This is a genomic window from Marimonas arenosa (assembly GCF_030848945.1).
Lineage (GTDB): Bacteria > Pseudomonadota > Alphaproteobacteria > Rhodobacterales > Rhodobacteraceae > Marimonas > Marimonas arenosa.
On sequence record NZ_JANHAX010000001.1, the window covers coordinates 756488 to 777089 of the forward strand.

The 20602-nt window shown below is 64.5% G+C and carries 21 protein-coding genes and 1 other RNA gene; 13 read left to right on the plus strand and 9 right to left on the minus strand.

Annotated features, from left to right (window positions below; genetic code table 11):
- Positions 1–143: 143 nt before the first annotated feature.
- The 5 genes from acuI to NO357_RS03685 form a co-directional block, all read right to left on the minus strand.
- Complete coding sequence (acuI, locus tag NO357_RS03665; protein WP_306734252.1) at positions 144–1136, minus strand: acryloyl-CoA reductase; 993 nt, start codon at positions 1134–1136, stop codon at positions 144–146.
- An 85-nt stretch (positions 1137–1221) separates the two neighbouring features.
- Positions 1222–2328 (minus strand): dimethylsulfoniopropionate demethylase, encoded by a 1107-nt coding sequence (locus NO357_RS03670; protein WP_306734253.1) that lies wholly within the window; start codon positions 2326–2328, stop codon positions 1222–1224.
- Positions 2319–2834: a DinB family protein gene (locus tag NO357_RS03675; protein ID WP_306734763.1), complete on the minus strand. Its 516-nt coding sequence runs from the start codon at positions 2832–2834 to the stop codon at positions 2319–2321. The genes NO357_RS03670 and NO357_RS03675 overlap by 10 nt, the downstream gene beginning before the upstream one ends.
- A 30-nt stretch (positions 2835–2864) precedes the next feature.
- Positions 2865–3500 carry a DUF1326 domain-containing protein gene (locus NO357_RS03680; RefSeq protein WP_306734254.1) on the minus strand — a complete coding sequence of 212 codons (636 nt, stop codon included), beginning with the start codon at positions 3498–3500 and terminating at the stop codon, positions 2865–2867.
- 12 nt (positions 3501–3512) lie between these two features.
- Positions 3513–4250 (minus strand): DUF2182 domain-containing protein, encoded by a 738-nt coding sequence (locus tag NO357_RS03685; RefSeq protein WP_376744355.1) that lies wholly within the window; start codon positions 4248–4250, stop codon positions 3513–3515.
- A gap of 115 nt (positions 4251–4365) precedes the next feature.
- Between NO357_RS03685 and NO357_RS03690 the strand changes: the two genes are divergently transcribed.
- The 8 genes from NO357_RS03690 (at position 4366) to NO357_RS03725 (ending at position 8957) form a co-directional block, all read left to right on the plus strand.
- Complete coding sequence (locus NO357_RS03690; protein WP_306734257.1) at positions 4366–5100, plus strand: FadR/GntR family transcriptional regulator; 735 nt, start codon at positions 4366–4368, stop codon at positions 5098–5100.
- Positions 5101–5134: 34 nt separating this feature from the next.
- Positions 5135–5365, plus strand: a complete 231-nt coding sequence (locus tag NO357_RS03695) for an aspartate aminotransferase (protein WP_306734258.1) — start codon at positions 5135–5137, stop codon at positions 5363–5365.
- Between the two features lie 127 nt (positions 5366–5492).
- Positions 5493–5847: a transfer-messenger RNA gene (gene ssrA, locus NO357_RS03700) on the plus strand.
- 104 nt (positions 5848–5951) lie between these two features.
- Positions 5952–6410, plus strand: coding sequence for an SspB family protein (locus NO357_RS03705; protein ID WP_306734259.1), 459 nt, complete (start codon positions 5952–5954; stop codon positions 6408–6410).
- Positions 6411–6414: 4 nt separating this feature from the next.
- Entirely contained in the window at positions 6415–6774 is a 360-nt protein-coding gene (locus tag NO357_RS03710; RefSeq protein ID WP_306734260.1) for a RidA family protein, read from the plus strand.
- Positions 6775–6848: 74 nt separating this feature from the next.
- Positions 6849–8243 carry a class II fumarate hydratase gene (gene fumC, locus NO357_RS03715; RefSeq protein ID WP_306734261.1) on the plus strand — a complete coding sequence of 465 codons (1395 nt, stop codon included), beginning with the start codon at positions 6849–6851 and terminating at the stop codon, positions 8241–8243.
- 319 nt (positions 8244–8562) lie between these two features.
- A complete protein-coding gene (locus NO357_RS03720; RefSeq protein WP_306734262.1) occupies positions 8563–8739 on the plus strand; it encodes a DUF4169 family protein in 177 nt (58 codons plus the stop codon).
- Positions 8736–8957 (plus strand): ribbon-helix-helix domain-containing protein, encoded by a 222-nt coding sequence (locus NO357_RS03725; RefSeq protein WP_306734263.1) that lies wholly within the window; start codon positions 8736–8738, stop codon positions 8955–8957. The genes NO357_RS03720 and NO357_RS03725 overlap by 4 nt, the downstream gene beginning before the upstream one ends.
- 45 nt (positions 8958–9002) lie before the next feature.
- On the opposite strand, the gene NO357_RS03730 is transcribed toward NO357_RS03725, so the two are convergent.
- Positions 9003–9398 carry a cell division protein ZapA gene (locus NO357_RS03730; protein ID WP_306734264.1) on the minus strand — a complete coding sequence of 132 codons (396 nt, stop codon included), beginning with the start codon at positions 9396–9398 and terminating at the stop codon, positions 9003–9005.
- Entirely contained in the window at positions 9398–9877 is a 480-nt protein-coding gene (locus NO357_RS03735) for a hypothetical protein (RefSeq protein WP_306734265.1), read from the minus strand. The genes NO357_RS03730 and NO357_RS03735 overlap by 1 nt, the downstream gene beginning before the upstream one ends.
- A gap of 332 nt (positions 9878–10209) precedes the next feature.
- Between NO357_RS03735 and tkt the strand changes: the two genes are divergently transcribed.
- The 4 genes from tkt to NO357_RS03755 all read left to right on the plus strand — a co-directional run bounded on the left by tkt (position 10210) and on the right by NO357_RS03755 (position 16334).
- The gene (gene tkt, locus NO357_RS03740) at positions 10210–12225 is read left to right on the plus strand and encodes a transketolase (RefSeq protein WP_306734266.1); all 2016 of its coding nucleotides are present in this window, start codon (positions 10210–10212) and stop codon (positions 12223–12225) included.
- Positions 12226–12522: 297 nt separating this feature from the next.
- Positions 12523–12939 (plus strand): c-type cytochrome, encoded by a 417-nt coding sequence (locus tag NO357_RS03745; RefSeq protein WP_306734267.1) that lies wholly within the window; start codon positions 12523–12525, stop codon positions 12937–12939.
- 457 nt (positions 12940–13396) lie between these two features.
- Positions 13397–14926, plus strand: a complete 1530-nt coding sequence (locus NO357_RS03750; RefSeq protein WP_306734268.1) for a carbon-nitrogen hydrolase family protein — start codon at positions 13397–13399, stop codon at positions 14924–14926.
- A 364-nt stretch (positions 14927–15290) separates the two neighbouring features.
- Positions 15291–16334: a serine hydrolase domain-containing protein gene (locus NO357_RS03755; RefSeq protein ID WP_306734269.1), complete on the plus strand. Its 1044-nt coding sequence runs from the start codon at positions 15291–15293 to the stop codon at positions 16332–16334.
- Between the two features lie 230 nt (positions 16335–16564).
- Here NO357_RS03755 and NO357_RS03760 read toward each other — a convergent pair whose 3' ends face one another.
- Complete coding sequence (locus tag NO357_RS03760) at positions 16565–17530, minus strand: DUF808 domain-containing protein (protein ID WP_306734270.1); 966 nt, start codon at positions 17528–17530, stop codon at positions 16565–16567.
- Positions 17531–17606: 76 nt separating this feature from the next.
- Positions 17607–19163: a trimethylamine methyltransferase family protein gene (locus NO357_RS03765; protein ID WP_306734271.1), complete on the minus strand. Its 1557-nt coding sequence runs from the start codon at positions 19161–19163 to the stop codon at positions 17607–17609.
- A 436-nt stretch (positions 19164–19599) separates the two neighbouring features.
- Between NO357_RS03765 and gap the strand changes: the two genes are divergently transcribed.
- Complete coding sequence (gap, locus tag NO357_RS03770; protein ID WP_306734272.1) at positions 19600–20598, plus strand: type I glyceraldehyde-3-phosphate dehydrogenase; 999 nt, start codon at positions 19600–19602, stop codon at positions 20596–20598.
- Positions 20599–20602 lie beyond the last annotated feature (4 nt).

A 20602-nucleotide genomic window follows, 5' to 3' on the forward strand; every position in this document is an offset into this window, starting at 1 on the left:
AGACCGCCCGCGGCGGTCTTCCTTCCTGCACAGATGTCTGGCCCGCCCGTATTGTGCGAACGGGGCGAAATACCTGGCGTTATTTGCGCAAGTCGTCACGGTCGGTACTATGGCGGCACCGCCCGCATCTGTCGATCGCCGCGTCAGGCGTTGACGTCGACCACGACCCGGCCCTTGACCTGGCCCTTGAGGATATCGGCGCCGAGCTTTGGCAGATCGGCCAACACCGCCGGCTGGATCATCGCCTCGAGTTTGTCCATTGGCAGATCCGACGCAATTCGTTGCCACGCCCGCACCCGGTTGTCATAGGGTTGCATGACCGAGTCGATCCCCAACAGGTTGACGCCGCGCAGCAGGAACGGAACCACGGTCGCCGGCAACGCCGCGCCGCCCGCCAGCCCCACCGCGGCAACCGAGCAGCCATATTTCATCTGCCCCAGGACCCGCGCCAGCATGGCGCCGCCCACGGCATCGACGCACCCGGCCCAGGACTCGCTTTCCAGCGGCCGCTTGGTGGTCTCGTTGATCTCCTCGCGCGGCACGATCTGTGTCGCTCCCAGTCCGCGCAGATACGCCTCGGTTTCCGGTCGTCCAGTCACGGCCGCCACCTCGTAGCCAAGGTTCGCCAGGATCGCCGTGGCCACTGAGCCAACACCACCGGCCGCCCCGGTCACCAGAACCGGCCCGTGATGCTTCTCCAGCCCGTGATCTTCCAACGCCATCACCGCCAGCATCGCAGTGAACCCGGCGGTGCCCACGGCCATCGCCGCCCGCGTATCGAGCCCTCCTGGCAGCGGCACCAGCCAGTCACCTTTGACCCGTGCCTTCTGCGCGTAGCCGCCCCAGTGCGCCTCGCCCACACGCCAACCGGTCAGAACCACCTTGTCTCCCGGCTTGTAGCGGTCGTCCGAGCTCGCCTCGACCGTGCCGGCGAAATCGATCCCCGGCACATGCGGGTACTTGCGCACCAGCCCGCCACCCGGCCCGATGCACAGCCCATCCTTGTAGTTCACCGTGGAATACTCCACCGCCACCGTCACCTCGGCTTCGGGCAGGTCGTCCAAACCGATTTCTTCGACCGCAGCGCTCGTCTTACCGCTGTCCTCGTCCTTGCGAACCACCAATGCGTTGAACATCACTTCCATCCTTTCCGGCGAGGCCTTCCCCCGCTTCATCTGACTGAAATCTCGGGAGTGCGGGGACTGGCCCCCGCACCCTGACTTAGTTCCAGAACCCTTCCTTGACCAGCGCATCGCGGCGCGATCCGTCGGGCAGTTCCACAGCCAGTTCGGTGCCCGGGTTCCAATGGGTCATGCGCACCATTCCGATCGCCACGTTGGTTTGGAAGTCCGGCGACCATGTCGCCGACGAAACCCGCCCCACCACCTGCTCCCCGGCCCGGATCTGCCAGAGCTGGTCGCAAGCCGGCACCGCGGGCCCATCGATCTCGATCGAGCGGATCTGGCGCACCGGACCTTCCTGTGCCACCCGCAGCAATGCGTCCCGGCCGACGCATCCGATCGCCGTGTGGGTATTGCAGAACCGCCCCAGCCCGCATTCGTGCGGCGTGTTTTCATCGGTCATGTCGTTGCCATAACTCAGCAGGCCGCTCTCGATCCTTTCGATCAGGTTGGGACAGCCGGCCCGGACATCCAGGTCGCGACCGGCCTCCATCAACACGTTCCACAGCGGCATGCCGATCTCGCTGCCCTCGACGTAAATCTCGAACCCGCCCTGCTTGGAATAGCCCGAGCGCGCAATCGCCAGCTGATGGCCGAGGAACTCGAACATCCCGAACCGGAAAAAGCGGATGTCGCGCACCTTGTCCCCGAACACCGCCGCCATCAGATCATCCGATTTCGGCCCCTGCACGGCCAGCGGGCTCACATCCGGCTCATCGACCAACACGTCAAGGCGGAACCCATAAGCCAGCCCCTTCACCCAATAGAGCAGATCGCTATCGGCGATCGAAACCCACCAGCGGTCCTCGGCCAGCTTCACCGCCACCGGGTCGTTCAGCATGCCTCCGGTCTCGTCAACAATGGGCACGTAATAGCACTGGCCCGGCAGCATGCCGCGCAGGTCGCGCGGCGTCAGCATCTGCATCAGCCGCCCCGCATCCGGTCCGCGTAGCTCGACCTGGCGTTCACAGGCCACGTCCCAGACCTGCACCGCTCGTTTTAAATGGTGGTAGTCGTCCTCGATGCTGTGGAACACAGTCGGCAGCAGCATGTGATTGTAGACGGTATAGCCTTTGACACCGGCGGCCTCGACACCCTCGGAAAACGGCGTGCGCCGCAGGCGCCGCGATAGTGAAATCAGAGCCATGGTCCCTCCTCGGACATGAAAGCCAGGTCGGATGTCCAGCCCTCTGCCCCCGCCGCCGTGGCCATGGCGTGCAACTGGCCTCGGTGGTGGGTCTGATGATTGAACATATGCGTGATGCAAAGCGCCATCGGCCTCGCAACCTCCGCGCCGACCGCGCCGGAATACCAGCGCAGATCGCCCGCCAAATCGACCGCCCTCAAACTTTCCGCCCAGTGCAGGATGCGCGCGTCGATCCGGAACCGCGCCACCGCCCATTCCGACAAGCTCGGCATCAGGTCGGTGCTCTCGGGGATTCCACCGGCGGGCTTTTCGCCGCCATCGAACCGCGCCATCCACGTTGCGTCGCCCCAGAGCAGATGGTTGAGCGTGCCCAGAATCGACCCGAAAAACGCGCCGCGGTCTTCGGTCAGCGCGGCGCTCGGCAATGGCTCGACCGCCACCTTCATCTGCCGGTTCTGCCAGGCATTGTAGCGCGCCATGGTCAAAACGTATTCCGGCGAGATCATCACCATCGCTTCGCTCCTCAGCGCTCCGGATCAGCGCGGTCCGTGCCAGTCGATCTGGCAGATTTCGGCGCTGCGGCCGTCGAAATCCCAGACCCGGCCATAGGCCCTGAGCTTGCCTTTCTGCGCCGAGGCGACGGTGATGTCGGGGCCCATCCAATACTCGGTATTGGTGATCACCAGGTCCTTGTCGGCGTCCTTGCCCTGGACCGGTGTCACGACGCCCTGGATCTTGCGGCCCACGGTGATGTGACGGGTCTTGCCTTCGGTCTCATAGCTGACCGGTTGGCGCTCATGACCCAGGATCTCGCCGACCAGGATCTGGAACAGCCCGGTCGTGCCCTTGGCCGCGCCGCTGAAGATATTGACCAGGGCCTCATACTGGTCCTCGGTCGAGCGGTCGTCGATGAACAGCGCCACCTTCCAGTTGCCGCGCCCCATCATGCCGGGGATTTCGATCATCAGACCGATGTTCAGCCCACTCAGGTCGAGATCGCCATATCCACCGCTGTCGATCCGCACGCCGCCCCAGGTCTGGCAATGGCCTTCGGTGGGCGGATGCTTGCCCAGAGACACCACGCACGGACAGAACACCGTGCAGTTACAGTTGAGAATAAGCTCGCCCTTGATCGTCCAGGGTACCGTGCCGATTTCGCCATCCAAAGCCATGTCGCGTCCTCCTCAGAATGCAGTGATTGCCATGACGCCCGCCGCCGCAAGCAAAACGACGCCCAGCGGTTTCGTCAGCCAACGCCCGATATCAGGCAGTTTCTCCAGCGCCATCAGGAGCATCGCCAGCCCCATGAAGGCAATGTTCATCACGCCGCCAACGAAAGCCAGCAGCATCAGCGCCCAGCAGCAGCCAAGACAGACCAGGCCCAGCCGCAATCCGTTTCTCCACGGGCCTTCGTCCCAGTGTTCCATGAAAAACATCAGCGGCATCCGGCATTTCGACAGGCAGGCCTCCTTCAACGGGCTGAACTGATAGAGCCCGGCCAGCGCCAGAAGCCCGGCCGACAGGGTCAGCGACAGGCTGTCGCCGAAGACGCTGACCAGTCCAGCGCGGAAGAGCCCCATCTGAACCCCCGCCGCGATCACGGAAAAGCCCAGCCAGACCGCCATGTAGCCGCCGACGAGATACGAAAACCGCGCGCCTGGCGCGGCGCGCGACAGGTCGTCATAAGTGGCGAAAGCCGGCAGCGCTGTCGGGGCCATCATCGCGGCCGACATCAGCGTCCACATCAGGGCGATCCGCGCGAACCCGGCGGCATCGGGCGTCACCGTGCACAACTCGGTCCAGAACTCCGACCCGTAAAACCTCGAGGCCGCCCGCAAATCATCGGGCAGCGCCATGGCATAAAGCGCCCCCCAAGCCGCCAGGATCACGGCAAACAGCGCCAGCCAATGCACCCCGCGCATGGACCCGATACGTTGCACCAGTGCCGACATAGGCACGCTCCCCTTGGCGACTCAGCCATCTCGTGCTTAATGTCAGACAATTGCCGCGACGGCGCAAGCGAGAAATGTCTGACAATTGAAAATCGACCCCACCAGCTCTGTCGACCTCTCGGCCCAGATCGCCAAGGCGATCCGCGATGCGATCGTCTCTGGCGCGCTCATTGTCGATGAGCGCCTGCCATCCGAGGCCGAACTGGCCGAACAGTTCGATGTCTCCCGCCCCACCGTGCGCGAAGCCCTGAAACGGCTGGCGGCGCAATCGCTCATTCGCACCCAGCGCGGCGCGTCCGGCGGCGCCTTTGTCAACCGGCTCAGTTTCCGCGATGCCTATCCCCAGCAGATCACCACCTCGACCCTGCTGCTCAGCATGAACGCCGTCAGTTTCGAAACCGCCTGCGAGGCCCGCTATGCGCTCGAACGCGCCTGCGCCCCGCTCTCGGCACAGCGCCGCACGCCCGATCAGCTTGCCACCATGCGCGCCGAGGTCCACCGCCAGGGCCAGCCGGGCCTTTCCGACGAAAGCTTCTGCGACAGCGATGTCGCCTTTCACCGCGCCCTGGTCGACGGGGCGGGTAACCCGGTGCTGTCGTACCAACTCGCCGGTGCGGTCGAAGCGATGCAGCCCTTGATGAACATGATCACCTTCACGGCGCGGTCGCGGGCCGAAATCATCAAGCTGCATACTGCAATCGCCGACGCCCTCGACGCCCGCGACGCGGGCGCCGTCGAAGCGGCTCTGACCGAACTTGAGAGGTACACCCAAAGCCTCGCCCGCGACGTAATGGAAAAACGGGCGAAGAAACGCGGTTAACCGGCGGTTAACCACGATACGCGACACATACTGCATGATCAGACCCGATTCCGCACTCGCTCCCGAAACGTGGCTCCATGGTGTTCTGTCGTCGAAATCGGTGGCAGATGGCCATGTCATACGCCGCAAGATCCGAGATATCGAACGTTTCGTCGGCATGGATCGCTTCCTCGAAGAGATTCGTCTTCGCGGGTTTCGCGCGATTGAAAACCGCGGATATGTCATCGTGATCTGCAATCAGGCCCCAATCCGGCGTCTCGTCTGATCGCCCGATTTCCGAAGCGGAAATCGTTTCTTAATTCGACGCGAATTCAAATCTCCCCCGGCCTTGAGGACCCGCTTCGGTTTCCGCGTCGGAAACCGGACCGAAATCCGCGTCGGATTTCGAACTGCCCCTTCCCAAACCCGCGCCGCGCCCCTATATTTCCCCTGTCCCCTTGGGGACTATGGACATAAACGCGCTCGTAATAAGCGGATCGGACCCGGGGGCGGTACCCGGCGGCTCCACCAAAAATCCCCGTCGTTGGAGGGTTCATGGGGCCGAAATAGGATCGACGAACGTGTAAAGGGGTTTGCTTTGTCCCGGTGAGGTACCACCGTTATCGGTCCGAAAAGCATAATTGCCAACGACAATCGTGCTCCGGTCGCTCTCGCCGCTTAATGCGGTGCGAAAAGCCGAAATCTAAGCCCTGAGGCCTAGCCGCCTCAGGCGGGGTTCGCAGGCGCCTGGCAACAGAAGCCTGCACTTTCCTCCCGTTTCTTGCCACCCTGCAGCAAATTTCGACCGGGCACTTCCCTCCGCGCGCGAATCCCTTATGGTGACTCCAGACGCCAACCGGGAACCATCGAAGATGTCGCGCAGCATCGATTACGGCAGCCTCATGCACCGCGCCATGCGCGGCCTCATCCAGGAGGTGCTGCACTCTGTTTCAGAGCATGGCCTGCCCGGCGCGCATCATTTCTTCATCACCTTCGACACCACCCACCCCGATGCCCGGCTCGCCGACTGGCTGCGCGACCGTTATCCGGACGAGATGACGGTGGTGATGCAGCACTGGTTCGACGGGCTCGACGTCGGCGATGACGGCTTCGCGGTGACGCTCAATTTCGGCGACGATCCCGAACCGCTCTACATCCCCTACGACGCGATCAAGACCTTCGTCGACCCGTCCGTCGAATTCGGCCTGCGCTTCGAAACCCATGAAGAGGAAGACGACGACGGCGATGATCCCGATCCCGGGCCCGACGGACCGGAAGACGAGGCTCATCACGACGCCGAGATCGTCCGCCTCGACAGCTTCCGGAAATAGCGCCGTGACTGCCAAGATCACCCGGTTTCACGGCAATAATCGCGGCCGCTGCCGGGCCGTGGTTCATGGTGGGCTGGTCTATGCTGTGGCAACCGACACCAAGGGCGGCCAGGGACTCGAAGCCCAGACGCGCAACACCCTGGCGACGATCGAGGCGCTTCTCGACGAAACCGGCAGCGCCAAGTCGCGGCTGGTGCAAGCCACCGTCTATCTGCGCGACATGGCGGATAAACCGGCTATGGACGCGATCTGGTGCGATTGGATCGGCCCGCCCGAGAACTGGCCGCAACGCGCCTGCGTCGGCGCCGATCTCGCCGGCGGCGACCTGATCGAGGTGGTGGTGACCGCCGCCCTGCGCGACTGACACCAGCCCATCATTGATCTCCGCGCCATCCGCCGCCATGCTCGGAACACCACAGGCAGCAGACAGGGCAAACCATGGCCGGCACCCGCACTGAAACCGACACCTTCGGCCCCATAGAGGTGCCGAGCGACCGCTACTGGGGGGCGCAAACCCAGCGCTCGATCCACAACTTCGCGATCGGCTGGGAACGTCAGCCGGCGGCCGTGATCCATGCCCTCGGCCTGATCAAACGCGCCTGCGCCGAAGAAAACATGGCCCATGGGCGCCTCGCCCCCGCGCTCGGCCAGGCCATCGCCTCCGCCGCGCAGGAGGTGGCCGACGGCCAGCTCGACGATCATTTCCCGCTGGTTGTCTGGCAGACCGGGTCAGGCACCCAATCCAACATGAACGCCAACGAAGTGATCGCCAACCGCGCCATCGAGAAGCTGGGCGGGACCATCGGCAGCAAGGACCCCGTTCACCCCAACGATCATGTCAACATGGGTCAGAGCTCGAACGACACCTTTCCTACGGCAATGCATGTCGCCACCGCCCTGACCGCGCATCACTTGTTGCTGCCCGCGCTCGCCCGGATGCTGGCGGCCCTCGACGCCAAGGCGCAGGCCTTCGCCCCTATCGTCAAGATCGGCCGGACCCATACCCAGGACGCAACCCCGCTGACCCTCGGCCAGGAGTTTTCCGGCTATGCCCATCAATTGCGTATGGGAATCGGCCGCATCCGCGCCGCGCTCGATGGCATTCACGAGCTGGCTCAGGGCGGCACCGCGGTCGGCACCGGCCTTAACGCGCCGCCCGGCTGGGGCGCAGCCATCGCGGCGCGGCTGGCCGATCTCACCGGCCTGCCCTTCACCACCGCCCCCAACAAGTTCGAGGCGCTGGCCGCACATGACGCCATGGTCTCTTTTTCCGGGGCGCTTCGCACGGTGGCCGCGTCGCTCTTCAAGATCGCCAACGACATCCGCTTTCTCGGCTCCGGCCCACGCTCGGGTCTGGGCGAATTGATCCTGCCGGAAAACGAACCCGGGTCATCGATCATGCCCGGCAAGGTCAATCCGACCCAGTGCGAGGCGCTGACCCAGGTCTGCATCCACGTCATCGGCAACGACACCGCCGTCGGTTTCGCCGGCTCCCAGGGCCATTTCGAGCTCAACGTCTTCAAGCCGATGATCGTCTATAACGTGCTGCAGTCCCTGCAACTTCTGGCCGACGCGTCCCAGGCCTTCTCCGACAACCTGCTCGACGGGCTTCAGGCCAATGAGACGCGCATCGCCGAGTTGATGCAGCAAAGCCTGATGCTGGTCACCGCGCTGGCGCCGGAAATCGGTTACGAAAACGCTGCTAGAATCGCCAAGTCGGCGCATGCCAACGGCACCACGCTGCGCGAGGAGGCTCTGGCGCTCGGTCTCGTCGACGCGGACACCTTCGACCGTCTGGTGCGACCCGAGACCATGATCGGGCCGCACGACTGACGACGCGCGCCGACCACGCAACCATCACGCTTTGCACCCTCCGCCCAGACGCTGCCTGAGGCGAGGCCGCGCGCCATCCCGAACGCCCCCAGCCCCGACGCCGGCTGGCGCCCTGCCGCTGGCAACGGTCCCGATCCGGTGGCGCGGCATAACACAGCGCCTAGGGCGAAGGCTCCGAAGTTCATGGGGAATAATCCCTTCAAGAGGGCTGCTAACGACCGGCGTCGACATCTGGCGCGTTGTCCCGGAGCTGCAAGACCTGATAAAGGCCTTAACCCGCCCCCTTTCCAGCGGCAGCGCGGCGTGGCATGTTCATGCCATGGCCGACATCGTCAACCTCAACCGCGCACGCAAACAAAAGGCTCGCCTTCAAAAAAAGGCGCAGGCCGATGAAAACGCGGTGAAATTCGGGCGCAACAAGGCGCAGAAATCGCTCGACAAAGCCCGTGCCGAGAAAGCCAGCCGCGATCTCGACGGCAAGAAGCGCGACGAATGAACCGTCCCGTCAAACATTCGCTCACGCTGCGCGGCCACCGGACCTCGGTGTCTCTGGAAGAGGACTTCTGGCAGGCCTTCCGCGCAATCGCCCGCGACCGCGGCCAGCCGATCAACGCGCTGGCTGCCGAGATCGACGAAGCCCGCGATTTCGACACCGGCCTCGCCTCGGCCATTCGGCTGTTCGTTCTACGGCATTACCGCGACGGCCACGGCTAAGCCGGGTCCAGTCGCGCAAACACACGGGCTCGGGGCAAGCAGCCCCTAGCCGGCGATTTTCTCTTCCACTTCCGCCGCCAGGGACTCGGCCCGCGCGGCCAGTTCAGCGAGGCTCTCGGTCACGCTTTCGGGCACCACCGGCACCTCGATCCGTTCCGGGTCCGGAGCCGGTGCACTCTTCAAGCGGTCGAGCTCGCTCTCCATGTCCGCCATCTTGTGCTTGAGATCGCGCAGCCGGTCTTCGACGCCGGCCGTCTTGTCGGCCAGCATCAGCCCCGCCATAAGCAGCATCCGGGCTTCAGGCAAACGCCCGATCTGGCTGGTCAGCGCCGAGGCCTCCTTGTCGAGCAGCGCCGCGGCCGCCTGCAGGTAGTGCTCTTCGCCTTCTTGGCAGGCCACCTCGAAACTGCGGCCACCGATATTGATTTCCACTTCCGGCATCACGCGTCCTCCCCGGCCTTGAGCAGATGATCCAGCGATTGCAGCACCGCCTGGGTCTCGGCGGCATCCGCTGCCCGCGCAGCGCGCAGCGCTTCAAGCTCGGCCAGCATCGCCTTGTTGATCAGGTGCGGCTCGCCCACGCCCTGTTCGTTGGCCTCGCGCAGAGCACTGTTCGCGGCCCGCAACTGGTCGTTGGCCTTGCGCAGACGCTGCAACTCGCCATCCAGACGCTCCAGCATCTCGGCCTGCTCGGTGGCCCGGGTCTCCAGTTCGGCCAGCTGGTCGTCCTGTTTCTCGTGCAGCGCCTTGATCCGCTCCTCGAGCTGGGCCGACGCCAGCTTTTCGTCTTCGAGTTCCGCCTTGACCCGCTCCAGCTCATCCGCCTCGCCCCCACCATCGGACGACAGACCGTCGAGGCCTTTCGCAATCCGGTCCAGCGCAGCAGTGATCCGGCCTTCCAATTCCTCTACCTGGCTCATGCCTCTTTCCTCTGTCTCCGCGCATTGGCTGCGCCTGTCGCACCCGGGTCCGTGCGGACCGTCCGTGCATCGGGCAGACGGCAACCCGGCCACCCATCCGGCTTGGCGGGTCCGCGTGGTGCCTGTCTCTCCCCTGCGCGAATCAATCCCGTCTTGCCGGACAGGTTCAAGTTTAAAGCCTTTCGCCTTGTTTCCAAACAAGGAAACCCCGGCACGGCAGTATCCGGCCCGGGCCGGCATCTGCCCCCGCGCGTTTTCGCGCATTTGCGGCCCCGTCACGGGCTGATAAGCAGAGGCTCAAGGTCACTCCAGCAAAGGACTTCGACACGCATATGGACATCGCCGCCCTTCGTGCCGCCCACCCCGATCACTGGATGCGCGCCGCCGCCATCCGCACGCTGACGCTCGATGCCGTGCACGCGGCCAATTCGGGCCATTCCGGTATGCCGATGGGCATGGCCGATGTCGCCACGGTGCTGTTCTCGAAACACCTGAAGTTCCACGCCGCCGCCCCCGACTGGCCCGACCGCGACCGCTTCGTGCTCTCGGCCGGGCACGGTTCGATGCTGCTCTATTCGCTGCTCTATCTCACCGGCACGCCCGAGATGACGCTCGACCAGATCAAAAATTTCCGTCAGTGGGGCGCGATCACCGCCGGCCACCCCGAATATGGCCACGCGCCCGGGGTCGAGGCCACCGGCGGCCCGCTCGGTCAAGGCATCGCCATGTCGGTGGGTTTCGCCATGGCCGAAGAGATCCAGCGCGCCCGGTTCGGGCGCAAGCTGGTCGATCACCACACCTATGTCATCGCCGGCGACGGCTGCCTGATGGAAGGGGTCAGCCAGGAGGCGATCACCCTCGCCGGCCGCCACCAGTTGGGTAAGCTGATCGTCTTCTGGGACAACAACAACATCACCATCGACGGCACGGTCGAGCTCAGCGACCGCACCGACCAGATCACCCGTTTCGCTTCCGCCGGCTGGCACGTGCAGGAAATCGACGGCCACGATCCTGTTGAAATCGACGCCGCGATCGCAGCCGCCAAGAATTCGCCGCAGCCCTCGATGATCGCCTGCAAGACCCATATCGGTCTCGGCCACGCGGCGCAGGACACCTCCAAGGCCCATGGCGCGCTCACCGACGCCGGCCAGCTCCAGGCCGCCAAGGATGCCTATGGCTGGACCACCGGACCGTTCGAGATCCCGGACGACATCAAGTCGTGGTGGGAGGAAGTCGGCGCCCGTGGCGTCGCCGAACACGAAGCCTGGAAAGCCCGGCTTGCCGACCACAGCGACCGCCGCCAAGCCGAGTTCGCACGCATCTACGCCCGCGAGGTGCCGAAATCGCTTGCCGGCCGGGTCCGCGCCCTGAAGAAACAGATTTCGGAGGAAGCGCCCAAGGTAGCAACCCGCAAGAGCTCGGAAATGACGCTCGAGGTCATCAACCCGATCATGCCAGAAACCGTCGGCGGCTCGGCCGATCTGACCGGCTCGAACAACACCAGGACCGGTGATCTGGGCATGTTCGACGTGGACAACCGCAAGGGCCGCTACATCTATTACGGCATCCGCGAACACGCCATGGCGGCGGCGATGAACGGCATGGCACTGCATGGCGGCGTACGCCCCTATGGCGGCACCTTCTTCGTCTTCACCGACTATGCCCGACCGGCGATGCGCATGGCGTCGCTGATGGAGATCCCCACGGTCTTCGTCATGACCCACGATTCCATCGGCGTCGGCGAAGACGGTCCCACCCACCAGCCAGTCGAACATCTCGCGATCTGTCGGGCCACGCCTAACACCCTGACCTTCCGCCCCTGCGACACCGTCGAGACCGCCGAGGCCTGGGAACTGGCCCTCGGCGCGCAGACAACGCCCTCCGTGCTGGCACTGACCCGCCAGGGCCTGCCGACGCTCCGAACCGAGCACAAGACGAAAAACCTCGTGGCGCAAGGCGCCTACGTTCTGGCCGAGGCCGAGGGCAAGCGTCAGGCGATCCTTCTCGCCACCGGCTCCGAGGTCTCGGTCGCCATGGCCGCACGCGATCTGCTGCAAGCCGACGGCATCGGCACCCGCGTCGTCTCGATGCCCTGCTGGGAACTGTTCGAACAGCAGGACGAACGCTACCGCAAGCGCGTTCTGCCCGGCGGCGCCGTCCGCGTCGGCATCGAGGCCGGGTCGCGCCTGGGCTGGGACCGCTGGCTCTGCGGCGAGCGCGGCCGCGAAGCCAAGTCCGGCTTCGTCGGCATGTCGAGCTTCGGCGCCTCGGCCCCGGCCGAGACTCTGTTCGAGAAATTCGGCATCACGGCAGAAGCAGTGGCGGAAAAGGTCAAATCGCTGCTCTGACCACTCGCGTCGCATTCTGCATTGCTCCCATCTCGGCCTTGACCTTCGAGTGGGGGCAATTACCGCTTCGAGCCCAATGCTGACCTGCCTTCTTCGGCGAGATTGGACCTTCTGTTGTCTCGTGTCGGCGACCGTATGTCAGATTTGGAAAGCAACCTTTTGGCTTGAACTCGCGCTTGACGCAGATCAATGCGGTCGCGCAACCTGATACCATATGGAACAAAGGACGCATTCAATGGTCCTATTGATACAGATGGGTTCGAGACACAAAGCAACACAAACTCAGGGAGGTTACTCATGAAACTTAAGAACGCACTGACTTCTGCGGCCATCTTTCTTTCGGCAAGTGCAGTTCAAGCGGAAGACTCCGCGATTGTGTTGGGCAAATCGGCTTACGGCGCATTCTGCGCAGTATGTCACGGCGAAGATGGCAAAGGTGGCGGTCAGGTTGGTGAACTGTTTCAAGTCAAGCCACCCAGCTTGACGAAACTCTCTGAACGTGCCGGTGGGCGGTTTCCATTTCCGGATGTTTATCATGTGATTATTCTAGGGATGGAAGCTCCTGGTCACGGAACTTCGGAAATGCCTGTTTGGGGCGATTATTTCATGGCCGACGCTTTGGAAGACCGTGGCGTGAGCAAGACTGACGCCCTCTACATCGCCTCGGGCCGCGCTCTTTCGTTGGTTTATTATCTCGAGTCGATTCAAGACTAGAGCCAAGCGATCAACACATGGTCGTTAACCGAATGCACAGAACCGACCCCAGCAACTGAATGCTGGGGTCCAATTTTCTTTTAGGTCACCAGTAGCAGCAATCAGTGGCGGAAAAGGTCAAGTCGCTGCTCTGATCCCGCCGCTCCGCGCAACAGCAATCCCAGCGCGTTTCCGGAGCTAGCGGACTGACATGGTACAGCGCACGGGCTTGAAACCGACCCGTGCGCCGTGACCCGACCGGAGCGCACGCGCTGCAAATACCTTAAAGACCCGGCCTAATCCCCCGCGGCGATACCGAAGCCTCCCCGGTTGACACACATCAATGCAATTTTGGCGCCAAGTGGTAATTGTGCCTGCCGCAGACGTTTCGTCAGTCCCTGCATTTTCGGGGCGAGTCGATTTTGGCTCCCGCAAGTACCCGGGAACCGCCAATCGCATTCGGGGGCACCAGATTCCAATGGAACACCAATCAAACCGCAACGCCAGCTTCGCAGAAGCGGCACTCCTTTTCTTTCTCGGCTTCGGCCTGTTCATGTTCTGCCGCCGCAGTGACTTTCTCCCGATGATCCCGGAAATGATCATCGTCGCACCAATCCTCATCCTGCGGTTCAGCCGCGTGCTGCCAGCCGGCCGGGCGATCCTGCTGACGATTCTCGGGTTCATCCTGGCCTTCAACGTCTCCCTGTGGGGGATTTTCGACATGGGCGACCCGGTTCTCAGCCTGGCGTTCAACGTCATCCGCTCGACGATCATCGCGCTTTACTATGCCCTGCCCTTTGTCATCGACCGGCTGCTCACGCCACGGCTTGGCAACCGGTTCGTCACCACGCTGATCTTCCCCGCCGCGATGACCGCGTCGATGTTCCTGTCGTCGATGCCGCCGCCGATCGACGGCACCGCAGCCAAAAACGTCTTTGCCACCGCGCCCCTGCCGCTCTTGCAGATCTACGCGCTCGCCGGTCTCTGGGGCTTCGTGTTCTTCTGGTCCTGGCTTGCGGCCTGCGTCAACCATGCCTGGGCGCACGGTTTCCGGCTCCGGCCGACCGTCACGGCGGCCGTCGCCTTTGCCGTGGTCGCGGGCGCGCTCTTCACCTGGGGCAGCCTGCGCATCATGACCGCGCCCGAGGTGCCGACGGTCAAGGTGGCCGCAGTCGTGACCCCGGCCGAGGAAGGCGGGCCGGAGTCGATGGTCCAGGTTTTCGAAGACCGGATGACCTCGCCCTATGAACCGACGATGGCGCAAATCCGCGCGATGACCGCCGAGGCCGCCGCCAACGGCGCGGAAATCGTCGCCTTCAACGAATTCGCCATCGTCGTGACCGAAGCCAACCACGAAGCCGCCCGCGCCGAGTTCGCGAAGATCGCCGCCGAAAACGGCGTCTGGCTCGCCCTGCCTTATGGCTGGGTGCCGGAAACCGGCAAGGGCGCGAACCGCCACCTCCTGATCGACGACACCGGCGCGGTGCGGGCCGACTACCAGAAACGCTTCCTGCTCGGGTTCGGCGATTTCGGCGAAAACGCGGTGTTCAAGAAGGGCGCCGAGATCATCCAGACCGCCGACAGCCCTTACGGCCGCATCGCCCTGTCGATCTGCCGCGACATGAGCTTCCCGGACTTCGCGCGCCAGGCCGGCCGTGCCGGGGCCGACATCATGCTGACCGGCTCGCACGAGTTTCCCAAGGGCATCACGCTGAACGATCCGCACCGCTCGATCGAAAACGGCTTCACCCATATCCGCCCGACCTATGACGGCATCACTTACGCGATGGACGCCTATGGCAGGGTGCTGAACCGGATGCAGCTGGAAACCGGCGCGCCCGGGATCATGTATGCGGACGTGCCGACGCAAGGTGCGCGCACCCTCTATGCCCGTTTGGGCGACTGGCTGGGATGGCTGTCGATGGCCCTGGTCGTTGTCTTTGCCGCCGGTGCCGTGCTGTTCGGGCGCAGGGTGGGCCCGTCAGCCACTGGCCACTCGGTTGCGTAACACGGGTGTCCGCACCCTTCACTCGATGGCCGGGCGGAAATTCACGCCCGGCCCTTGAACACCGCCTGCCATAGCGGCGCAATCACCCGCGTGCCCAGCGGGATCAGCACCACCCCCACGGCCAACCCGAAAATAGCATCCATCAACGCCGTCATCCCCCATTTCAGCTTTGACCAGCAAATGGTGGCAACGACCGCTTCGGGCCTTCTGCCGAACTTGCCGCCGGTTGCGCGAAAAAACGGCATTTGACGAAGGCAAGGATATCGTCCGCGCGCGGCGGCCGTGATGGCGTGAGCATTGACCTTGTCCATGGCTGGGCCAAGGATGAGGTACCTTGGTTTCAACGCCGCGGGGATATGGACTAATGGTCGATCTCGCACGCGAGGCCCTGTCGCCCGACGTGAAAGCGCGGCTCGACGGCATGGTAAGGACTCTGGCCGCGCGCCGCGGAACGCGGCACGCGATCATCGCCATTGGCCGCTCAGATGGTTCGCCGCTCTGGATCGGGGCCGCCGGTGCGGCGGACGAGGCGGGCACGCCGATGACGGCGGACATGCCATTCTTTCTGGCCAGCGTGACCAAGCTCTACATTACCACGGCAGTCCTGCGGCTGGTCGAGCAGGGTCGTGTGTCGCTTGACGCCCCTATGGCAGCGTACCTGCCGGCCGCGTTGGTAGCCGGGCTTCACATGCGCAAAGGGGTGGACCGGACCGACCGGATCACGGTCCGGCATCTGCTGGGCCACGCGACCGGGCTTTCGGAATACCTGGTGATCCGGCCCCCCGGAGGAGCCTCGCTCCTCGACATGGTGGCCGCGGGCGAAGACGGAACATGGGGCATAAAGGAGATCACCGACCTGATCCGGGACCACGGCAGGCCCGAGTTCCCGCCCCGCCCCTTCGACGGGCGGCGTCACACGATCAGGTATTCGGACACGAATTTCCAGCTGCTCATCGCCATCATTCAGACCGTGACGAACGGGCCGCTACAGAACGCGTTCAACGACCTGATCTTCCAGCCTCTCGGCCTTGAACACACCTTCCTTCCCGGCACCCCGGCGGCTGCGGCCGCCTCGCCCGCCCCGGCGGCGGTATGGATGGGAGATCGGCGTCTGGACCTGCTCACCGGGGCCCTGACGTCCTTCAATGACCTGTTCGCCACCGCCCGCGACACGCTTCGGTTTATGGCCGCGCTGGTGAACGGCGCGGCGTTCGAGGATGCGGCGACCGCGCGACTGCTGACAGCCCACTGGAACCCGCTGGGTTTCTCGCTCAGCCTGCGGCCCGTGGGCCCCGGATGGCCCATGGAGTACGGGCTCGGGATGATACGATTCCGGATGCCGCGGCTGCTGACGCCCTTCCGGCCCATGCCCGAAGTCATTGGCCACACCGGCGTCACGGGCTCCTAGCTTTTCCACTGCCCCGATCTGGACGTGATCACCGCAGGGACCGTGGACCAGACCACGGCGGCAGCGGTGCCATACCGGTTGGTGCCTCGTCTGCTCGAGTTACTCCGGGAAGCCTGACCCGAACGCGCGCCACCGACAGACGGTGACGGCTGGCTTCGCGCCCGTGCTGCTTGCGGTGCCGACCGGACCACCGAAATCCGCCACCCGCCGGAAGGTCCGCAAAACAACCCTCACGCCCGGCCCTTGAACACCGCCCCCCAAACCGGCCCGATCACCCGCGTGCCCAGCGGGATCAGCACCACCCCCACGGCCAACCCGAAAATAGCATCCATCAACGCCGTCATCCCCCATTTCAGGGCCGCGAGATACGGACCGCTGATCCCGTGCAATGCTGCCTCGACGGTGTGATGAATGAAATCATAAGGCCCATGCACCCCCATCTCGTGCAGCCCGTGCAGGATGATCGAGCCGCCGACCCACAGCATCGCCGCCGTGCCGATCACCATCAGCGTGGCCAGGAACCCCGGCATGCCGGCGACGATCCGGCACCCCAGCCAACGGGTCAGGCCAAGCCGGCCCTTGCGCCCCATCAACAGCCCGAGGTCGTCCATCTTCACGATCACCGCCACGCTGCCGTAAACCGCGACCGTGATCGCCACCGCCACCACCGCCAGCGTCGCCGCCTCCATCCAGAAGCCGCTGGCCGGGATCGCCGCCAGCGTGATGGTCATGATCTCGGCCGACAGGATGAAATCGGTCTTGATCGCGCCCGCAACCTTTTCCTCTTCCAGATGCGCCGGGTCGCCCACCGAATGTTCGGCCGCGTCATAGACATGCTCGTGCGGGAACAGCTTGTGCCAGACCTTCTCGGCCCCCTCGAAACACAGATACGCCCCGCCCAGCATCAACAGCGGCGGAATCAGCCACGGCGCAAAGGCCGAGAGCAGCAGCCCCAGGGGCAACAGGATCAGCAGCTTGTTCTTGATCGAGCCCAGCGCGATGCGGCCGACGATCGGCAGCTCGCGGCTGGCGTCGAACCCCTGGACATAGGCCGGCGTCACCGCCGCATCGTCGATCACCGCGCCGGCCGCCTTGGCGCCGGCCTTGGCGGCCTGCCCGGCAATGTCATCCACCGAGGCCGCTGCCACCTTGGCAATCGCAGCCACGTCATCGAGAAGCGCCAGTAACCCGCTCATGTCTCACCCTATTCTTCGTTTCAGAACACATTATCTCACCGACGCGGGAATGAGTAGGCCGGGCATCGGCCCGGCGTCAGATCACCTCCATCTTGCCCGACGTCGCCTCCAGCACCACCTTTTCCCCGGCCTTGACCACCTCGGCAATCTCGTGCTGCTGATCCGCCGACAAATAACCCTTCTCCGGCGCCGCCGCGATCAGGGCCAGCGCCCGTTCCCGCGCTGCCTCAAACGCCGTCCGACGGCCGGATTTCTCGTAATCATCCCGGCCCTGGCGCAGGAACACCTCCGGCACGTGCTGGTCCCGGCACAGTGCCAGCGTCTGCGCGCTGTCGAGGAAGTGTCCCCCGACTCGAACCGCCAACACCTCGTCGAAATTCATCGCCTCGGCACTCACCTCCGGCGGCGTCAACTGTTTGCGGATCATCGACCCGATCTCGTTGTCCAATACCGCCTGGACCGGCGAAAACACCGTCGCGGTCTCCAGCTGGCCGACCCCGCCAAGAATATCTGCCCCGGCCAGCGCCACCGCCTGCCCCAGCAGCGCCCGCTCGGCCATCGACTGGCCGTCGACATCCGGCGTGTCCGAGCCCGCGCCATAGGTATGCGCGACCAGACCGAACCCCTCTTTCATCAGTTGGATCGCCATTGCCGCCGTCTGGATGCTTTCCGGACAGGACTGCAGCGCCGACCCGGTGGCCATGTCGAGCGTGAACATCAGCGGCGTCGCGATCACCGGCGTGCCGGGGCTCAGCACATGCGCCAGCACCACCATCGCCACGATCTCGCTTGCGGCCATCAGCACCATCCCGGCCGCTGTCAGCGGCGCCGAGCCGCCGGCCGACGGCAGTGAACAGGCATGCAGCGGTATCCCCCAGCGCCCGGCCTGGACGATGCACTCGGTGTCCATGTACTTGAACTCGAGCGGTGTGAAGGAACAGGTGATGCAGCTGGCGATGGGGCGCGCCCGCAACTTCGCCTCGCCGCCCGCCGCAATCGCGGCGATCCGCATCAGGAACTCGACGTTCTCCTTGCCGTAGGGCTGGATCCAGTTGTGCTTGGTGGTGCGGTTCACCATCTCGCCCAGGGCATGAATGTCGGCACAGACCTCCGGCACCCCGTGTACGAACGGGTGCGCCACGAACCCGACCTGGTCCAATCCCTCGGCCACCGCGCCGATCGCGCGCGCCGCGCCCAGGTCCATGTTGCGATAAGAGGCATCGCGCGGATCGACAAACCCGTGCGCCCCGGTCCCGGTCCGCATCACGAACTGCCCGTCGCCGCGTGGCAGAACCATGTCCTTTAGCGGATCTTTACCACAGAGCGTCACCGTCTTCGGGGTTTCGCGCAACGCCTCCTCGACCAGTGCTCTCGGCAGGCGCAGCCGGTTCGCACCGCCGCCGTCCCGCGCGCCGGCCCTGCGCAAGGCCGCCTTGGCAACCGGGTGGATCACGACCACACCGTAACTCTCCAGAAGCTCCAGCGCCCTGTCGCGCAGCTCGGCCACCTGCCCCTCGGTCAGCGAACGCGCCCGCGTCCGCCCCGTCCGCGGCGACAGGTGAAATGCATCCGCCACGCGCGGCCCTTCGCGTTTCACCCCCCGCCCGCGTCGTTTCGACTTTTTTTCGTCCATGACATCCTCCCTTGCGATCCAGAAAGATGGCACACACCGTTTAAAGTGTCGCACGGAAAAGCTGCCTTGGCAGTTTGACCTGCGGCACACGCAACATCGGAATGTCGCGCCGCGCTTCCCACGCCTTCACCGGGGCGAAGCCGCGTAAAACGCTTAGCTCACTGCGGGCCCACTTGAGCGCCCCGACGCTAATCGCGCACCTCCACCCACGTCAACAGAAATGGCTGCCTGCTTCTTTCGTTTGGCAAATACCTCGGGGGTGTGGGGGCAGAGCCCCCGCCCGGTCTCCTGATCAGGCACAGGTCCGCGCCGATGTTAGCGCAACCCCGTTGAAGTTACCGCTAACGCCCTGAAAAACCACGGCTCCGCCCCTTTCCGCCCCGCTTGATCTCCTCTAGGACACGCCTCAATTCCAGTTCTTTCGAAGGAGCATCCCATGACCATCAAGGTTGGAATCAACGGGTTCGGCCGCATCGGCCGCTGCACGCTCAGCCACATCGCTGCCAGCGGCCACGACGATATCGAGGTGATCAAGCTCAACGCCACCGGGCCTCTGGAAACGGCGGCGCATCTGATCAAATACGACAGCGTGCATGGCCGCTTCCCCGGCCCGGTCAGCATCGGCGACGGCACCCTGAACCTCGGCCGCGGCGACATCCAGATGTTCTCGACCTACGATCTCGACGAGCTTGACTGGTCGGGCTGCGACGTGGTGCTGGAATGCACCGGCAAGTTCAACGACGGCACCAAGGCCGACGTGCACATCCGCAACGGCGCGAAAAAGGTACTGCTGTCGGCGCCGGGCAAGAATGTCGACAAGACCATCGTCTACGGCGTCAATCATGACCGGCTCACCGCCGGCGACGTCATGATCTCGAACGGGTCGTGCACCACCAATTGCCTGGCGCCGGTGGCCAAGGTGCTCAACGATGCGGTCGGCATCGAAGCCGGCATCATGACCACGATCCATTCCTATACCGGCGACCAGCCGACACTCGACCGCCGCCACAAGGATCTCTACCGCGCCCGCGCCGCGGCGATGTCGATGATCCCGACCTCGACCGGCGCCGCCAAGGCCCTGGGCGAGGTGCTGCCCGAGCTGGCGGGCAAGCTCGACGGCTCGGCGATCCGCGTGCCCACCCCCAATGTCAGCGCCGTCGACCTGACCTTCACCGCCTCCAGGGATGTCACCGAAGCTGAGATAAACGCCATCATGGAAGCCGCCGCCGCCGGCCCGATGAAGGGCGTGCTGGGGTTTGAGCCCTCGCCGCTGGTCTCGACCGATTTCAACCATACCGAGGAAAGCTCGATCTTCGCCCCGGCCCAGACCAAGGTGATCGGCGGCCGGCTGGTGCGGGTGCTGGCCTGGTATGACAACGAATGGGGCTTTTCCTGCCGCATGGCCGATGTCGCCGTGGCGATGGGCCGGCTCTGAGCGC